This is a genomic window from Enterobacter cloacae complex sp. IR5418 (assembly GCF_049238105.1).
Taxonomy (GTDB): Bacteria; Pseudomonadota; Gammaproteobacteria; order Enterobacterales; family Enterobacteriaceae; genus Enterobacter; species Enterobacter hormaechei.
In genome coordinates this window covers 65,131-80,653 of the sequence record NZ_JBMKHS010000012.1, presented here as the reverse complement: position 1 = coordinate 80,653, position 15,523 = coordinate 65,131, and the positions used below count along the sequence as shown (strand labels likewise).

The 15,523-nt window shown below is 55.6% G+C and carries 12 protein-coding genes; 4 read left to right on the top strand and 8 right to left on the bottom strand.

The annotated features are described in order from the left end of the window. Positions 1-248 precede the first annotated feature (248 nt). Together asnS and pncB are read right to left on the bottom strand one after the other, a co-directional pair. Entirely contained in the window at positions 249-1,649 is a 1,401-nt protein-coding gene (asnS, locus tag ACOTX7_RS11915; RefSeq protein ID WP_003858191.1) for an asparagine--tRNA ligase, read from the bottom strand. A 167-nt stretch (positions 1,650-1,816) separates the two neighbouring features. Then, the gene (gene pncB, locus ACOTX7_RS11910; protein WP_006809363.1) at positions 1,817-3,019 is read right to left on the bottom strand and encodes a nicotinate phosphoribosyltransferase; all 1,203 of its coding nucleotides are present in this window, start codon (positions 3,017-3,019) and stop codon (positions 1,817-1,819) included. A gap of 254 nt (positions 3,020-3,273) precedes the next feature. Here pncB and pepN point away from each other — a divergent pair, with 254 nt between their 5' ends. Beyond that, positions 3,274-5,886, top strand: coding sequence for an aminopeptidase N (pepN, locus tag ACOTX7_RS11905; RefSeq protein ID WP_221813463.1), 2,613 nt, complete (start codon positions 3,274-3,276; stop codon positions 5,884-5,886). 103 nt (positions 5,887-5,989) lie between these two features. Here pepN and ssuB read toward each other — a convergent pair whose 3' ends face one another. The 5 genes from ssuB to ssuE are packed head-to-tail and all read right to left on the bottom strand — an operon-like array spanning position 5,990 to position 10,230. After that, a complete protein-coding gene (gene ssuB, locus ACOTX7_RS11900; protein WP_221813461.1) occupies positions 5,990-6,760 on the bottom strand; it encodes an aliphatic sulfonates ABC transporter ATP-binding protein in 771 nt (256 codons plus the stop codon). Then, positions 6,757-7,548: an aliphatic sulfonate ABC transporter permease SsuC gene (gene ssuC / locus ACOTX7_RS11895; RefSeq protein ID WP_221255749.1), complete on the bottom strand. Its 792-nt coding sequence runs from the start codon at positions 7,546-7,548 to the stop codon at positions 6,757-6,759. The genes ssuB and ssuC overlap by 4 nt, the downstream gene beginning before the upstream one ends. A 9-nt stretch (positions 7,549-7,557) precedes the next feature. Beyond that, a complete protein-coding gene (ssuD, locus tag ACOTX7_RS11890; protein ID WP_421626084.1) occupies positions 7,558-8,703 on the bottom strand; it encodes an FMNH2-dependent alkanesulfonate monooxygenase in 1,146 nt (381 codons plus the stop codon). Then, entirely contained in the window at positions 8,700-9,662 is a 963-nt protein-coding gene (locus ACOTX7_RS11885) for a sulfonate ABC transporter substrate-binding protein (protein ID WP_221255751.1), read from the bottom strand. The genes ssuD and ACOTX7_RS11885 overlap by 4 nt, the downstream gene beginning before the upstream one ends. Next, the gene (ssuE, locus tag ACOTX7_RS11880; protein ID WP_221255752.1) at positions 9,655-10,230 is read right to left on the bottom strand and encodes an NADPH-dependent FMN reductase; all 576 of its coding nucleotides are present in this window, start codon (positions 10,228-10,230) and stop codon (positions 9,655-9,657) included. The genes ACOTX7_RS11885 and ssuE overlap by 8 nt, the downstream gene beginning before the upstream one ends. Before the next feature lie 249 nt (positions 10,231-10,479). Here ssuE and pyrD point away from each other — a divergent pair, with 249 nt between their 5' ends. Together pyrD and zapC are read left to right on the top strand one after the other, a co-directional pair. Beyond that, a complete protein-coding gene (gene pyrD, locus ACOTX7_RS11875) occupies positions 10,480-11,490 on the top strand; it encodes a quinone-dependent dihydroorotate dehydrogenase (RefSeq protein ID WP_221255753.1) in 1,011 nt (336 codons plus the stop codon). Between the two features lie 166 nt (positions 11,491-11,656). Then, complete coding sequence (zapC, locus tag ACOTX7_RS11870; protein WP_006809355.1) at positions 11,657-12,199, top strand: cell division protein ZapC; 543 nt, start codon at positions 11,657-11,659, stop codon at positions 12,197-12,199. On the opposite strand, the gene ACOTX7_RS11865 is transcribed toward zapC, so the two are convergent. Beyond that, complete coding sequence (locus tag ACOTX7_RS11865) at positions 12,196-13,305, bottom strand: YcbX family protein (protein ID WP_221255754.1); 1,110 nt, start codon at positions 13,303-13,305, stop codon at positions 12,196-12,198. The genes zapC and ACOTX7_RS11865 overlap by 4 nt on opposite strands. Positions 13,306-13,403: 98 nt before the next feature. On the opposite strand from ACOTX7_RS11865, the gene rlmKL reads away from it, so the two are divergent. Next, the gene (gene rlmKL, locus ACOTX7_RS11860; RefSeq protein ID WP_221257225.1) at positions 13,404-15,512 is read left to right on the top strand and encodes a bifunctional 23S rRNA (guanine(2069)-N(7))-methyltransferase RlmK/23S rRNA (guanine(2445)-N(2))-methyltransferase RlmL; all 2,109 of its coding nucleotides are present in this window, start codon (positions 13,404-13,406) and stop codon (positions 15,510-15,512) included. The last annotated feature ends 11 nt before the right edge of the window (positions 15,513-15,523 follow it).

Genomic DNA, 15,523 nt, shown 5'->3' with positions numbered 1-15,523 from the left:
TATGAGCAAAAAAAGCCGTCCAGATGGCTGTGAAATTGGTTGTTTTTTATGCTATCGATGAGAATTGTATTAGGCGCAATAAGAATGAGGTTAATTTTTTGTCCACAGATATTTCATGGAAACAAAACGTAACAGGTAGAGGTTATCGCGGGGTTGTGGTTTAAAGATGCTTACTTTTGACTGACGAAAACTGACATTGCAGGATAAAATAATGGCCAGCATTTGCTGGCCATGAATGATGAGGTCGGTTAGAAACTTGCGTTACGCGGTGTGCGTGGGAATGGAATTACATCACGTACGTTCTGTACACCTGTTACGTAGGCAATCAGACGTTCGAAGCCTAGGCCAAAGCCGGAGTGCGGAACGGTGCCGTAGCGACGCAGATCGCGATACCAGCTGTAGTCCGCCGGGTTCAGACCCATTTCCTGCATACGCGCGTCCAGCACGTCCAGACGCTCTTCACGCTGGGAGCCACCGATGATCTCACCGATGCCCGGCGCCAGGACGTCCATCGCGGCAACGGTTTTCCCGTCTTCGTTAAGACGCATATAGAACGCCTTAATGTCTTTCGGATAGTTTTTCACTACAACCGGTGCTTTGAAGTGCTTCTCTGCCAGATAACGTTCGTGCTCGGAGGAGAGATCCACGCCCCAGTAAACCGGGTTCTCGAATTTCTCACCGCATTTTTCCAGGATAGCGACCGCATCGGTGTAATCCACCTGCGCGAAGTCTGCGGAGACGAAGCGCTCAAGACGGGCGATGGCGTCGTTATCGACACGCTCAGCGAAGAATTTCATGTCGTCTGCACGCTCTTCGAGAACGGCTTTGAACACGTATTTCAGCATCGCTTCAGCCAGGCCCGCTACGTCATTCAGATCGGCAAAGGCCACTTCCGGCTCCAGCATCCAGAATTCCGCCAGGTGACGACTGGTGTTGGAGTTTTCCGCACGGAAGGTTGGGCCAAAGGTGTAGATCTTAGACAGCGCACAGGCGTAGGTTTCGCCGTTGAGCTGGCCGGAAACCGTCAGGAAGGCTTCTTTACCAAAGAAGTCTTTGTCGTAATCGACTTTACCTTCCGGCGTACGCGGCAGGTTTTCCATATCCAGCGTTGATACGCGGAACATTTCACCTGCGCCTTCGGTATCGGATGCCGTGATAAGCGGAGTAGACACCCAGAAGTAACCCTGCTCGTCAAAGAAGCGATGCAGCGCCTGCGCCAGCGTATGACGCACGCGAGCAACCGCACCAATCAGGTTGGTGCGCGGACGCAGGTGCGCGACTTCACGCAGATATTCAATGCTGTGACGCTTAGCCGCCATCGGATAGGTGTCCGGATCTTCAACCCAGCCGGTCACTTCCACCGAGGTCGCCTGAATTTCGTAGCTCTGACCCTGGCCCGGAGAGGCCACCACAACACCGGTGACGATCACGGAACAGCCTGTTGTCAGGTGCAGAACGTCATCATTGTAATTGGGCAGAGAATTATTAATGACGGCCTGTACAGGATCAAAGCAGGAACCGTCATAGACGGCGAGGAAGGAGATGCCAGCTTTAGAATCTCGGCGAGTACGCACCCATCCGCGCACGGTGACCTCCTGGTCAACGGCGACACGGCCCTGGAGTACGTCGGCTACAGGCACAACGCTCATAATATTCTCTCTGTTAATAGTCGGAAAAAATAAACACTTGTCCGCCCTTATCGGGGGGATATCTATGTTACCTGCCATCCGCTATCAGACAAGTAAATTTCACCGTCTTAAGAGAAGAAATAAGAAATTAATAAGAGAAGGGGAGCCATGAAGGCTCCCCGAAGCCGTTAACTGGCTTTTTTAACCTGCGGCAGATCGAAGGCTTTACGTAATGCGCGGACAAACGCTTTGTCATGGCAGATGGTTTTGCCCGGGCTGTCGGAGAGCTTCGCGACCGGCTTACCGTTACATTCCACCAGTTTTATGACGATGTTCAGCGGTTTCACCTGAGGGATATCGCAGGTTAACCGCGTACCGATCCCGAAACTCAGGTTCACCCGCGATGAGAAGTGGCGATAAAGGTCAACGGCTTTCGCCAGGTCAAGGTTATCGGAGAAGACCAGCACCTTACTCATGGGGTCGATACCCAGTTTTTCGTAATGGGCGATGGCTTTCTCACCCCATTCAACCGGATCCCCGGAGTCATGGCGCAAACCCTGGTAGCGTTCGGCAAACTCAGGGCCAAAGTCGCGCAGGAACGCGTCCATGGTAATGCAGTCGGTAAGGGCAATACCCAGCTGATCCGGGTATTCCTCAAGCCACGCGGCAAGGGCGGCGCGCTGGCTGTTGGCAAGGTCAGGGCTGATCTGCTGGTGCGCCTGGAACCATTCGTGCGCCTGGGTGCCCATCGGCGTTAAATCAAGGCGACGTGCCAGATCGTAGTTACTGGTGCCAACGAACCACGGCTCCTGTTGCAGACGTCTGACAATGGCCTCCTGAACCTCGCGAGAGAAGCGGCGGCGCGTGCCAAAGTCCATCAGACGGAAGCGGGACATATCCAGCCCTTCGGTCAGTCTGGAAAACTCAACGAGTTTATTCTCCAGAGCGGCAACCGCCTGCGTCACACCGGTTTCAGGGGAACGATAGCGGTGGGCCAGCTCGCTGATCACGGCCAGAAGCGGCACCTCCCACATGATCACTTCGCGCCACGGGCCGGTCAGACGAATGTCCAGCTTGCCGTTATCATTGGTGACGGTGACCTGTTCCGGCTTATAGCGGAACTCACGCAGCCAGTTCAGGTAGTCCGCTTTAAAGAAAGGCAGGCCAGAAAGCCACTGATATTCGTCATCGTTGAGCGCCAGATGCTGCATGGCATCGACCTGTTCACGAATGGAATCTGCGTAGATACCCAGCAAGTCGTCACCCCGGCAGCGGAATTCCGCCGCAACATGAACATCATGATAGTGGTGAAACACGGCTTGCTGCATATGCAGCTTGTACGCGTCGGTATCCAGCAACGTATGCAGAACCGGAGAAGCGAATTGAGTCATAGGTGCGCTGTAGGATCCTCTCACGGGAGCGTTTAGTACAATAAACAACTCCGGAGTATACCTTGTTTAGTGATTTATTGAACCCCGATCACAACATAAGCACACTTTATGGTCGAGTGCATTTCGTGCCCCGTGTTATAAAAATGTAGCTAAAAAGGGCGTTGTGCCTGAAAAGATGAACATTCTGCATAGCGCGTTTTACACAACAGGAATATATTGAATCGTTACTCGACAAACGATGCATAAGGTTTTCTATGACACAACAGCCACAAGCTAAATACCGCCACGACTACCGTGCGCCGGATTACCTGATAAGCGATATCGATCTGACTTTTGACCTGGATGCCACAAAAACCGTCGTGACGGCGGTAAGCCAGGTGACGCGCCAGAGCGCGACAGCTGTGCCGCTGCGTCTCGATGGTGAAGACCTGACGCTGGTTTCCCTGCACATTAATGATGAAGCCTGGTCAGACTATAAAGAAGAAGGCAACCAGCTGGTCATCGACAACCTGCCGGAACGCTTTACCCTGCGCATCGTGAACGAAATCAGCCCTGCCGCCAATACCGCGCTGGAAGGGCTTTACCAGTCAGGCGTGGCCCTGTGTACCCAGTGTGAAGCCGAAGGTTTCCGCCATATTACCTGGTATCTGGATCGTCCGGACGTCCTGGCGCGCTTTACCACCAAAATTATTGCCGACAAAACGTTGTACCCGTACCTGCTCTCCAACGGCAACCGGATTGGCGAGGGGGAACTGGAGAATGGTCGTCACTGGGTGCAGTGGCAGGATCCATTCCCGAAGCCCTGCTATCTGTTTGCGCTGGTGGCGGGAGATTTCGATGTTCTGCGCGACACCTTTAAAACGCGCTCTGGCCGTGAAGTCGCGCTGGAGCTGTTCGTGGATCGTGGCAATCTTGACCGCGCGCCGTGGGCAATGACCTCCCTCATCAACTCCATGAAGTGGGATGAAATGCGCTTTGGCCTCGAATATGACCTCGACATCTATATGATCGTTGCTGTCGATTTCTTCAACATGGGCGCGATGGAGAATAAAGGTCTTAACATCTTTAACTCCAAATACGTGCTTGCGCGTACCGATACCGCAACGGATAAAGATTATCTCGATATTGAACGCGTTATCGGGCACGAATATTTTCACAACTGGACCGGGAACCGCGTCACCTGCCGCGACTGGTTCCAGCTCAGCCTGAAAGAGGGTTTAACCGTCTTCCGCGATCAGGAGTTCAGTTCCGATCTGGGGTCGCGGGCGGTGAACCGCATCAACAACGTACGTACCATGCGTGGTCTGCAATTTGCAGAAGATGCCAGCCCAATGGCGCACCCGATCCGTCCGGACAAAGTCATTGAGATGAATAACTTCTACACCCTGACGGTGTATGAAAAAGGCGCTGAAATTATCCGCATGATCCACACCCTGCTGGGCGAAGAGAATTTCCAGAAAGGGATGCAGCTTTACTTCGAGCGTCACGACGGCAGTGCGGCTACCTGCGATGACTTCGTCCAGGCGATGGAAGACGCCTCTAACGTCGATCTTTCTCATTTCCGCCGCTGGTACAGCCAGGCCGGTACGCCGATTGTGACGGTCAAAGACGACTACAACCCGGAAACCGAGCAGTACACGCTGACCATCAGCCAGCGCATGCCGCCAACGGCCGAACAGGAAGAGAAACATCCGTTGCACATTCCGTTCAGCGTTGAACTGTACGACAACGAAGGCAACGTGATCCCGTTACAGAAGGGCGGTCACCCGGTACATAACGTGCTGAACGTGACCCAGGCAGAGCAGACCTTTATCTTTGATAACGTCTATTTCCAGCCTGTTCCTGCCCTGCTGTGCGAGTTCTCCGCGCCGGTTAAACTTGAGTACAAGTGGAGCGATCAGCAGCTGACGTTCCTGATGCGACACGCACGCAACGATTTCTCTCGCTGGGATGCGGCACAAAGCCTGCTGGCGACCTACATCAAGCTTAACGTGAACCGTTACCAGCAGGGCCAGCCGCTGACGCTGCCGGTTCATGTGGCCGACGCGTTCCGTGCCATCCTGCTGGATGAGAAGATTGACCCGGCGCTGGCGGCTGAAATTTTAACGCTGCCGTCTGCGACTGAAATCGCCGAGCTGTTTGACATCATCGACCCGATTGCGATTGTCGCCGTGCGTGAAGCACTGACCCGCACGCTGGCGACCGAACTGGCAGATGAGTTCCTTGCCATTTACAACGCCAACAAGCTGGACGCGTACCGGGTGGAACATGCGGATATCGGTAAACGTTCCCTGCGCAATACCTGCCTGCGCTATCTGGCATTTGGTGAGGCAGAGCTGGCGAACACGCTGGTCAGCAAGCAGTACCACGAAGCCGATAACATGACGGATGCGCTGGCCGCGCTGGCTGCAAGCGTTGCCGCCGAGCTGCCGTGCCGCGATGCGCTGATGCAGGAGTACGACGACAAGTGGCATCAGGATGGTCTGGTGATGGACAAGTGGTTTATTCTTCAGGCCACCAGCCCGGCAGCCGATGTACTCAGCAAGGTCCGCAGCCTGCTGAAGCACCGTTCGTTCACCATGAGCAACCCGAACCGCGTCCGCTCTCTGATTGGCGCATTCGCCAGCAGCAACCCGGCCGCGTTCCATGCCGAAGACGGCAGCGGTTATCAGTTCATGGTTGAAATGCTGACCGAGCTGAACAGCCGTAACCCGCAGGTGGCGTCTCGTCTGATTGAGCCGCTGATCCGCCTGAAACGCTACGATGCGCAGCGCCAGGCGAAAATGCGCGCCGCGCTTGAGCAACTGAAAGGGCTGGAAAACCTGTCTGGCGATCTGTACGAGAAGATTGCTAAGGCCTTAGCGTAATAAAAAAATTGCCCGGTGGGCAGGTAAAAGCAAAACGGCAACCTCGGTTGCCGTTTTTAGTTTTTTCTCCCTCTCCCTGTGGGAGAGGGCCGGGGTGAGGGCATCAGGCATTAGCTTTAATCAACACCCGTTCACTTACCCCACGCTTCATCACCCGATCCAGCACTTCGGCTTCCAGCTCCGCCAGTCTGGCCGATCCCACACGGCGAGGACGTGGAATATCCACCGTCAGATCCAGACCAATTTTCCCGTCTTCTATTAACAGCACCCGGTCTGCCATTGCCACAGCTTCGCTTACATCATGCGTCACCAGCAGCACCGTAAAGCCGTGCGTCTGCCAGAGGGTCTCAATCAGATCCTGCATCTCGATCCGGGTCAGAGCATCAAGCGCGCCGAGCGGTTCATCAAGCAGTAACAGGCCGGGGCGGTGGATTAACGCCCGGGCCAGGGCCACGCGCTGCTTCTGACCGCCCGACAGGGCCGCAGGCCACTCTCCCGCGCGATGTTCCAGCCCGACTGCGGCGAGTGCCTGCCGGGCGTCCTCCCGCCAGCTGCCTTTCAGACCCAGCCCGACGTTATCCATCACCGTTTTCCACGGCAGCAGACGCGCGTCCTGAAACATCATGCGCGTATCATCCTGAATCGTGGCCAGCGGCGTGGTGCCTGCCAGAATGTCACCGCCGTTTGGCGCTTCCAGCCCGGCTAAAAGACGCAGAAGGGTACTCTTGCCGCCACCGCTGCGACCGACAACGGCCACAAACTGTCCGGCAGGAATATGCAGATCCAGCGCATTCAGAATGGTGTTATCGCCGTAGCGTTTGGTCACGCCGTTCAGCAGTAACGGTGTTCCCTGGTTCAGTCGTGCAGTATTCATGCTTTCGCCTCCTGAGCGGTGTAGGCCGGGTTCCAGCGCAGCCAGCTACGTTCCAGCCACTGGGCGCTGACGTCCGCAAGTTTGCCGAGCAGGGCATAAAGGATAATGGCAACCACCACCACGTCCGTTTGCAGGAACTCGCGGGCGTTCATTGCCAGATAACCAATACCGGAGTTAGCCGAAATGGTTTCCGCCACGATCAGGGTCAGCCACATCAGGCCGAGCGCAAAACGCACCCCAACCATAATGGAGGGCAGGGCGCCCGGCAGGATCACATGGGTAAACAGGGCAAAACCGGACAAACCATAGCTGCGGGCCATCTCAACCAGGCCGCGATCGATATTACGGATCCCATGCCAGGTATTGATATAAACAGGGAACAACGTCCCCAGCGCCACGAGGAAAATTTTGGCGCTCTCATCAATGCCAAACCACAGGATAACCAGCGGGATCAGCGCCAGATGCGGCACGTTACGCAGCATCTGAATGGAGGTATCCAGCAGCCGCTCACCCCAGCGTGACAGGCCGCTGATCAGTCCCAGCGTCAGGCCGATGCTTCCGCCAATCGAAAAGCCGATTACCGCGCGCCAGGAGCTGATGGCAAGGTGCTGCCATAGCTCACCGCTGGCGCTGAGCGACCAGAATGCTTTCACAACGCCCTCCGGAGAGGGCAATATGCGGCTCGACAGCCAGCCAATTGACGACGCCAGTTGCCAGACGAGGACAATGCCGACGGGCAGAAACCATGGCGCGGCGCTCAGCAGCCATTTTTGTGCGGTTGCAGACATAGTGACTCCTTAGCTTTGCGCGACTTTTCTCGGGATAAACGCGTTCGCCACGGCTTCGCCCTGTAACTGAAGCTGACGTGGCTGCGGAATGGCCGGGATAGCGACATCCAGATGCGGGAACAGCAGTTCACCTACCTTGTACGCCTCCTCCAGATGCGGATAGCCAGACAGGATAAAGCTGTCGATCCCCAGTTCCACGTACTCATTAATGCGTGCCGCCACGGTAGGACCGTCGCCGACCAGCGCCGTGCCCGCGCCGCCGCGCACCAGACCCACCCCGGCCCACAGGTTCGGGCTGATCTCAAGATTTTCGCGCTTGCCGTTGTGCAGGGAGGCCATCCGGTGCTGGCCCACGGAGTCAGTCTGGGCAAACGCCGCCTGTGCTTTGGCGATGGTGCCGTCGTCCAGATGAGCGATCAGACGGTCGGCGGCTTGCCAGGCCTCGTCGCTGGTTTCGCGGACGATCACGTGCAGGCGAATACCGAAGCGCACCGTACGGCCATGTTCTGCGGCTTTAGCGCGTACCTGGGCAATTTTCTCTTTCACCAGTTCAGGCGGTTCACCCCAGGTCAGATAGAGATCGACCTGTTCGGCGGCCAGATCCTGGGCCACATCCGACGATCCGCCAAAATAGAGCGGCGGGCGCGGCTGCTGTACCGGCGGGAAGTAGAGTTTCGCATCACGAACGTGGATATGTTTTCCTTCGAAGGTAACGGTTTCCCCTTCCAGCAGACGTCGCCAGACGCGGGTAAACTCTGCGGAGGCTTCATAACGCTCGGTATGATCGAGGAAGACGCCGTCGCCCGCCAGCTCCTGCGGATCGCTGCCCGTTACCAGGTTGAACAGCGCACGGCCGTTGGAAAGCCTGTCCAGCGTTGCCGCCTGACGCGCTGCGACGGTTGGCGACACCACGCTCGGGCGCAGGGCTACCAGGAATTTCAGGCGCTGGGTGACGGGGATCATTGACGCGGCAACCAGCCACGCATCCTCACATGAGCGGCCCGTCGGGATCAGCACCCCGGTAAAACCGATGCGGTCTGCTGCCTGGGCGATCTGCTGTAAATAGCCGTGATCAACCGGGCGGGCGCCTTCTTCTGTGCCAAGATAGTGTCCGTCACCGTGGGTGGGTAAAAACCAGAAAAGATTCAGACTCATGATTTTTTTCCTTCAATGCCATCGGGTTGCCAGATGCGTTCGCGAATATTCACCTGCTTTGGAACCAGGCGGTTTTGATAAAAGAGGTCTGCCGTTTGTTGCTGGAGAGCGGCAACGTGGGCATCAACCGGTGCAATGGTGGTGGGTGGTCGGTGATCCAGATAGGTGGCGATCACCGGTTCAGGCAGGCCCATGGTTTTTGCCAGTAGCGTAATGCTCTGCTGACGCTGGCTCTGGGTCAGCGCATCGGCCTGGGTGAAGGTATCCAGCACCTGCTGAATAAAGGCGCCATTTTTTTCAGCGTAAGGACGTGCTGCCAGGTAGAACGAACCGGTCTGCTTCAGGGAGGTGCCGTCTTTCAGCACCCGTACCCCGCCCTGCAACAGTGCGGCGGAGTAGTACGGATCCCAGATAGCCCAGGCATCAACATTTTTTTGCTGAAACGCAGCGCGCGCATCGGCAGGCGTCAGGTAAACGGGCTGGATATCGGTGAATGTAAGGCCGGACTCCTGCAACGCGCGCAGCAGCAGGTTGTGCGAGCTGGAACCTTTCTGGAAAGCAACCTTATGACCTTTAAGATCGGCGACGCTTTTGATCTCGCTGTTTTCCGGCACCAGGATCACCTCTGCCTTCGGCTTGGCTGGCTCAACGCCAACGTAAACCAGATCCGCCCCGGCAGCCTGCGCAAAGATCGGCGGGATATCGCCGGTGCTGCCTAAATCAATACTCCCGACGTTTAAAGCCTCCAGCATCTGTGGTCCGGCAGGGAATTCGACCCACGAGAATGTGGTCTTCGGAAAACGCTTCTCCAGCAACGCATGGCTTTTCGCCAGCACCATGCTGACGCTGCCTTTCTGATAACCGATACGCAGGCTCTCCGGTGCTTTCTCCGTCGCCTGAGCCAGCGACGCCACTGCCAGCAGACCTGCCAGCCCGATACGGGTAATGGTTTTAAACATGCGCCACTCCTTGTGTTTGATAAAATGCCGCTGCATGGCGATCCCGACGATTCAGGGCGTGCCAGAAGGTGTCGAGCGCACTGTCGAGGCGGGTTTGCAGGTTTGGCGTGAAATGCGGTTTATGCTGGTAGTCGATCACCTGTGAGTCGTCAGCGAAGACGCCATGCAGGATCTCCTGCGCTTTCAGCGCGTTCAGTACCGGCTTAAGGGCATAATCCACCGCCAGTAAATGGGCTACCGTACCGCCTGTGGCCAGCGGCAGGACGACTTTACCCTCCAGCGCGCGTTCAGGCAGCAGATCGAGCAGCGTTTTCAGTGCGCCGGAAAAAGAGGCTTTATAAATCGGGGTCGCGACGACCAGCCCGTCAGCACCCTTAAGCTGTTCGATCAGGGTTTTCAGCGTCGGGCTGTCGAAACGGGCGTAGAGCAGATCTTCAGGTGCGAAATTGTGCAAATTCCAGTGGCACACTTCCACATCCAGAGCATTAAGCTTTTCGCGAGCGTATTCCAGCAGAGCGCTGGAGCGAGAGGGGAAGCGGGGGCTTCCGGCCAGAGTAATGACGCGCATGGTTGCTCCTTATAACTAATTGTTTGCTTTTATCTAACATTCATAACAATTTTCAGGAGTGTGACATTGTGTGGTTATTCCACTAAATGATTTATCCTCAGGATGAATGCAGAAAAATGCATAAGAAGCGAACCGATAAGTAAACGATTGCGTTTTACATGGCTTTTTTTGCCACAGGTCAATTCCCTTTCCGGGCGGGATCGCACATAATCCCCTCCCGGTTTGCACACCGGGAATCCAGGAGAGTTCATGTACTACCCCTTCGTTCGTAAAGCCCTTTTCCAGCTCGATCCTGAGCGCGCTCATGAATTTACATTTCAGCAGTTACGCCGTATTACAGGAACGCCTCTGGCCGCGCTGGTGCGTCAAAACGTGCCAGAAAAACCAGTTCAGTGCATGGGCCTGACCTTCAAAAATCCACTGGGCCTGGCGGCCGGTCTGGACAAAAATGGCGAATGTATTGATGCACTCGGTGCGATGGGCTTTGGCTCGATCGAAATCGGGACGGTGACGCCGCGCCCGCAGCCGGGAAATGATAAGCCGCGTCTGTTCCGCATGGTTGAAGCCGAGGGGCTGATCAACCGCATGGGCTTTAATAATCTTGGCGTCGATCATCTGGTGGAGAACGTTAAAAAAGCCCATTTTGATGGCGTGCTGGGTATTAATATTGGCAAAAATAAAGATACGCCGGTTGAGCAGGGTAAAGATGACTATCTGATTTGTATGGAAAAAGTCTATGCCTATGCCGGTTATATCGCGGTGAATATCTCCTCGCCTAACACCCCGGGGCTGCGTTCATTACAATATGGCGAAGCGCTCGACGATCTTCTTAGCGCCATTAAAAATAAACAAACGGCGCTACAGGCGATCCACCAAAAATATGTCCCGGTCGCGGTTAAGATCGCCCCGGATCTTTCGGTTGAAGAATTGATCCAGGTTGCCGACAGTTTAGTTCGCCATAATATTGATGGTGTGATTGCAACCAATACGACACTCGATCGCTCTCTCGTCCAGGGAATGAAAAACTGTGACGAAGCGGGTGGATTAAGCGGCCGTCCGGTACAATTAAAAAGCACCGAAATTATTCGCGCACTCTCCGCGGAATTAAAAGGCCAGCTGCCGATTATTGGCGTGGGTGGCATTGACTCCGTCATCGCTGCACGTGAGAAGATGGCGGCAGGCGCATCGCTGGTGCAAATTTATTCCGGCTTTATTTTTAAAGGGCCGCCGTTGATTAAAGAAATCGTCACGCATATCTAATCTTTTCTCTTAATCAGACAACCAGGGCTTTATTTCCAGCCCTGGTTGTTTTATATTCCGTCATTGTTGCTTATTTAGACATTATAGTCTTTTATTACTGGTGTTATAAGCGAAGCGACAAACAGGACATTTTTAGTACAGGACGTTTAGGGGACGGGAGAGAAACATGCGAATTAAACCTGACGATAACTGGCGCTGGTATTTTTGTGACGAGCATGACCGTATGATGCTCGACTTAGCCAATGGCATGTTGTTTCGCTCTCGTTTTGCGCGCCGAATGTTAACGCCAGACGCGTTTGCTCCTTCAGGCTTTTGCGTTGACGATGCTGCACTCTATTTCTCTTTTGAAGAAAAATGCCGCGAGTTCGATCTCTCCAAAGAACAGCGCGCTGAACTGGTTTTAAATGCGCTGGTGGCGATCCGTTTCCTGAAACCACAAATGCCGAAAAGCTGGCATTTCCTCGCGCACGGCATGAGCTGGACCCCGGCTATCGGCGATGCGGCAAGCGTCAATCTGAGCGATACCGAAGAAGAGGTGAATTTGCTGGTGGTTGAACCCGGTGAAAACGCCGCGCTCTGTTTGCTGGCCCAACCCGGCGTGACCATTGCCGGGCGAGTCATGCAGTTAGGTGATGCCATTAAAGTAATGAATGACAGGCTGAAGCCACAGCTGCGCGTCGATTCCTTCAGCCTTGAACAGGCGGTTTAAGCTTCGAGCTGTACGCTCGTTTTTGGCACGCAGCTACAGCACAGGATCGTGCCGTCATTGCCAATCGCCGATTTCTTCAGGGCACTCACTTCACCCTCGACCAGTTTGATGCGACAGCATCCGCAAATCCCCGCGCGACAGGAATACGGGACGCGAATACCCGCCTGCTCCAGCTGCTCCAGAAGCACCTGCTGATTGTTACCACGGATAACTTTGCCTTCCCAGTGAATATCCACCGCGGAAGCGACGTTGGTCACAACGTCAACCATCTCTTCTTCCTGACCTGCGCCGTACAACCTGGCAGGCCCGCGGGTCAGAATTTCGACCTCATCGCCCACGCGGATCACGCCGCTGGAGCGGGGGATCAGGTTCTGACCGAAGTCGACATCACCGTTATCCTGCGCGGTACGAAATGACTGCAAGGTTTTCAGCGGTTCGCCGGAAGGGTGTTTCTGGCCTTTCTCCGGGCTGACGGTGGTAAAAATACAGCGGCTGCACGGCTTCACGACATCAAAAATAACGCTGCCGATGCGGATCACTTTCCAGGTATCTTCATCCCAGGCATCCGCTCCGGTCACCACCAGATTCGGGCGAAACTGCTCCATCTGCACGCTGGCTTTGCAACGGTTTTGTAAATCACGCAGCGAGGCCTCGCTGGTTAGCAGGAAGGGAAAACCATCCGCGAAGGAGAGAGGAACCGCGTCGTGGCGCTTCACGCGACGGGTCAGCGCAGGTCCCACCCAGCGCAGCTGAACGTTACGGGAGAAAAAGCCGCTCAGCCATTGGTTAATGCTTTCCGGCGCAATACGCGCGGTAAAATGATTGCCCCACACTTCCGTTGGCGCATCAACCGGCGCAAAATCAGCAAAGCGGATCACGACGCTTGAGCCGTCCGGCGCGGTCAAATGCAAACCGTCATGAAGCGGGGAAGGGGTAAAGCGAACCATCTGCGGGAACTGACGAGCGGTGATAAACGTACCGTCAGGCTCGGTGACCATAAAAATACGATCGAAGGCGAATCCGCTCATGTCGGCCAGCGCGTGAGTCACGCCAATACCGCGCATCGATTTCACCGGATGAATAAAAAGCCTGGATAACGTCGCCACTGCACACTCCCGCGAAAGAAAATAAGCCTTCAACTTTATGACATACACGCCATATTAGCTATAATGCGCGACAATTTTCTATGAGTAAAAGTGACGATATGAATTCTCTGTTTGCCAGTACGGCCCGTGGGCTGGAAGAGCTGTTAAAAACTGAACTGGAAGCCCTGGGCGCGAAAGAGTGCCGGGTGGTTCAGGGTGGTGTCCATTTTGAGGGCGACACGCGGCTTATTTACCAGAGCCTGATGTGGAGCCGTCTGGCGTCGCGCATCATGCTGCCGATGAAAGAGTGTAAGGTCTACAGCGATCTTGATCTCTACACTGGCGTACAGATGATCGACTGGACAGAGATCTTCACCCCTGACGCCACCTTTGCGGTGCATTTCAACGGCGTCAACGATGAGATCCGCAACAGCCAGTACGGTGCCCTGCGCGTCAAAGACGCCATTGTGGACTGCTTCACGCGGCGCAATAAGGAACGCCCGAACGTTGATCGTGAAAACCCGGATCTGCGTATTAACGTCTGGCTGAACGGCGACACGGCGAGCATCTCCCTCGATCTGAGCGGTGCCGGTCTGCATCTTCGCGGCTATCGCGATCGCACCGGGATGGCACCGATCAAAGAAACGCTGGCTGCCGCTATCGTGATGCGCTCCGGCTGGCAGCCGGGTACGCCGCTGCTCGATCCGATGTGTGGTTCCGGTACGCTGCTGATTGAAGCCGCGATGCTGGCCACCGACCGTGCGCCAGGACTGCATCGTAGACAGTGGGGCTTCAAAGGCTGGGCACAGCACGATGAAGCTATCTGGAAAGAGGTCAAAGACGACGCGCAGACCCGCGCGCGTAAGGGGCTGGCGGAATACACCTCTCACTTTTACGGTTCAGACAGCGACGCACGTGTGATTGAACGCGCGCGCAGCAACGCCCGTCGCGCCGGTATCGGCGAGCTGGTCACCTTCGAGGTGAAAGACGTGGCCAACCTGACCAACCCGCTGCCAAAAGGCCCGTACGGGACCGTGATCAGCAACCCGCCGTACGGCGAACGTCTGGACAGCGAGCCGGCGCTGATTGCGCTGCACAGCCTGCTGGGGCGCAACATGAAAGCGCAATTCGGCGGCTGGAACCTCTCTCTCTTTAGCGCCTCGCCGGAGCTGCTGAGCTGCCTGCAATTGCGTGCCGATCGCCAGTTCAAAGCGAAAAACGGCCCGCTGGACTGCGTGCAGAAGAACTACCATCTGGCAGAGATTGCAGCAGACAGCAAACCGACTGGCGTGGCGGAAGATTACGCCAACCGCCTGCGCAAAAACCTGAAAAAATTTGAGAAGTGGGCGAAGCAGGAAGGCATCGAATGCTATCGTCTGTACGACGCAGACCTGCCGGAATACAACGTAGCGGTTGACCGCTATGCGGACTGGGTGGTGGTTCAGGAATACGCCCCGCCGAAAACCATCGATGCGCAGAAAGCGCGTCAGCGTATGCTGGATGTCATCGCGGCCACCATCGCCGTACTCGGCATTTCGCCTAACAAGCTGGTGCTGAAAACCCGTGAGCGTCAGAAAGGCAAAAACCAGTATCAGAAGATGGGCGAGAAGGGTGACTTCATCGAAGTGGGCGAATATAACGCGCGCCTGTGGGTTAACCTGACCGACTACCTTGATACCGGCCTGTTCCTCGATCACCGTATCGCCCGCCGTATGCTGGGCCAGATGAGCAAGGGCAAGGACTTCCTGAACCTGTTCTCCTATACCGGCAGCGCCAGCGTCCATGCGGGGCTTGGCGGTGCGCGTAGCACCACCACGGTAGACATGTCCCGGACTTATCTGGAGTGGGCTGAGCGCAACCTGCGTCTTAACGGTTTAACCGGCCGTCAGCATCGCCTGTTACAGGCCGACGTACTGGGCTGGCTGCGTGATACGGATGAGCAGTTCGATCTGATCTTCATCGATCCACCGACCTTCTCTAACTCCAAGCGTATGGAGGATAGCTTTGATGTTCAACGCGATCACCTGCGCCTGATGAACGACCTGAAGCGTCTGCTGCGTAAAGGCGGCACTATTATGTTCTCGAACAACAAGCGCGGATTCCGCATGGATCACGACGGCCTGGCCGAACTGGGACTGAAAGCACAAGAAATCAGCCAAAAAACGCTGTCTCAGGACTTTGCCCGTAACCGTCAAATCCACAACTGCTGGCTGATCTCCGCGGTCTGAAAGGAAAAATA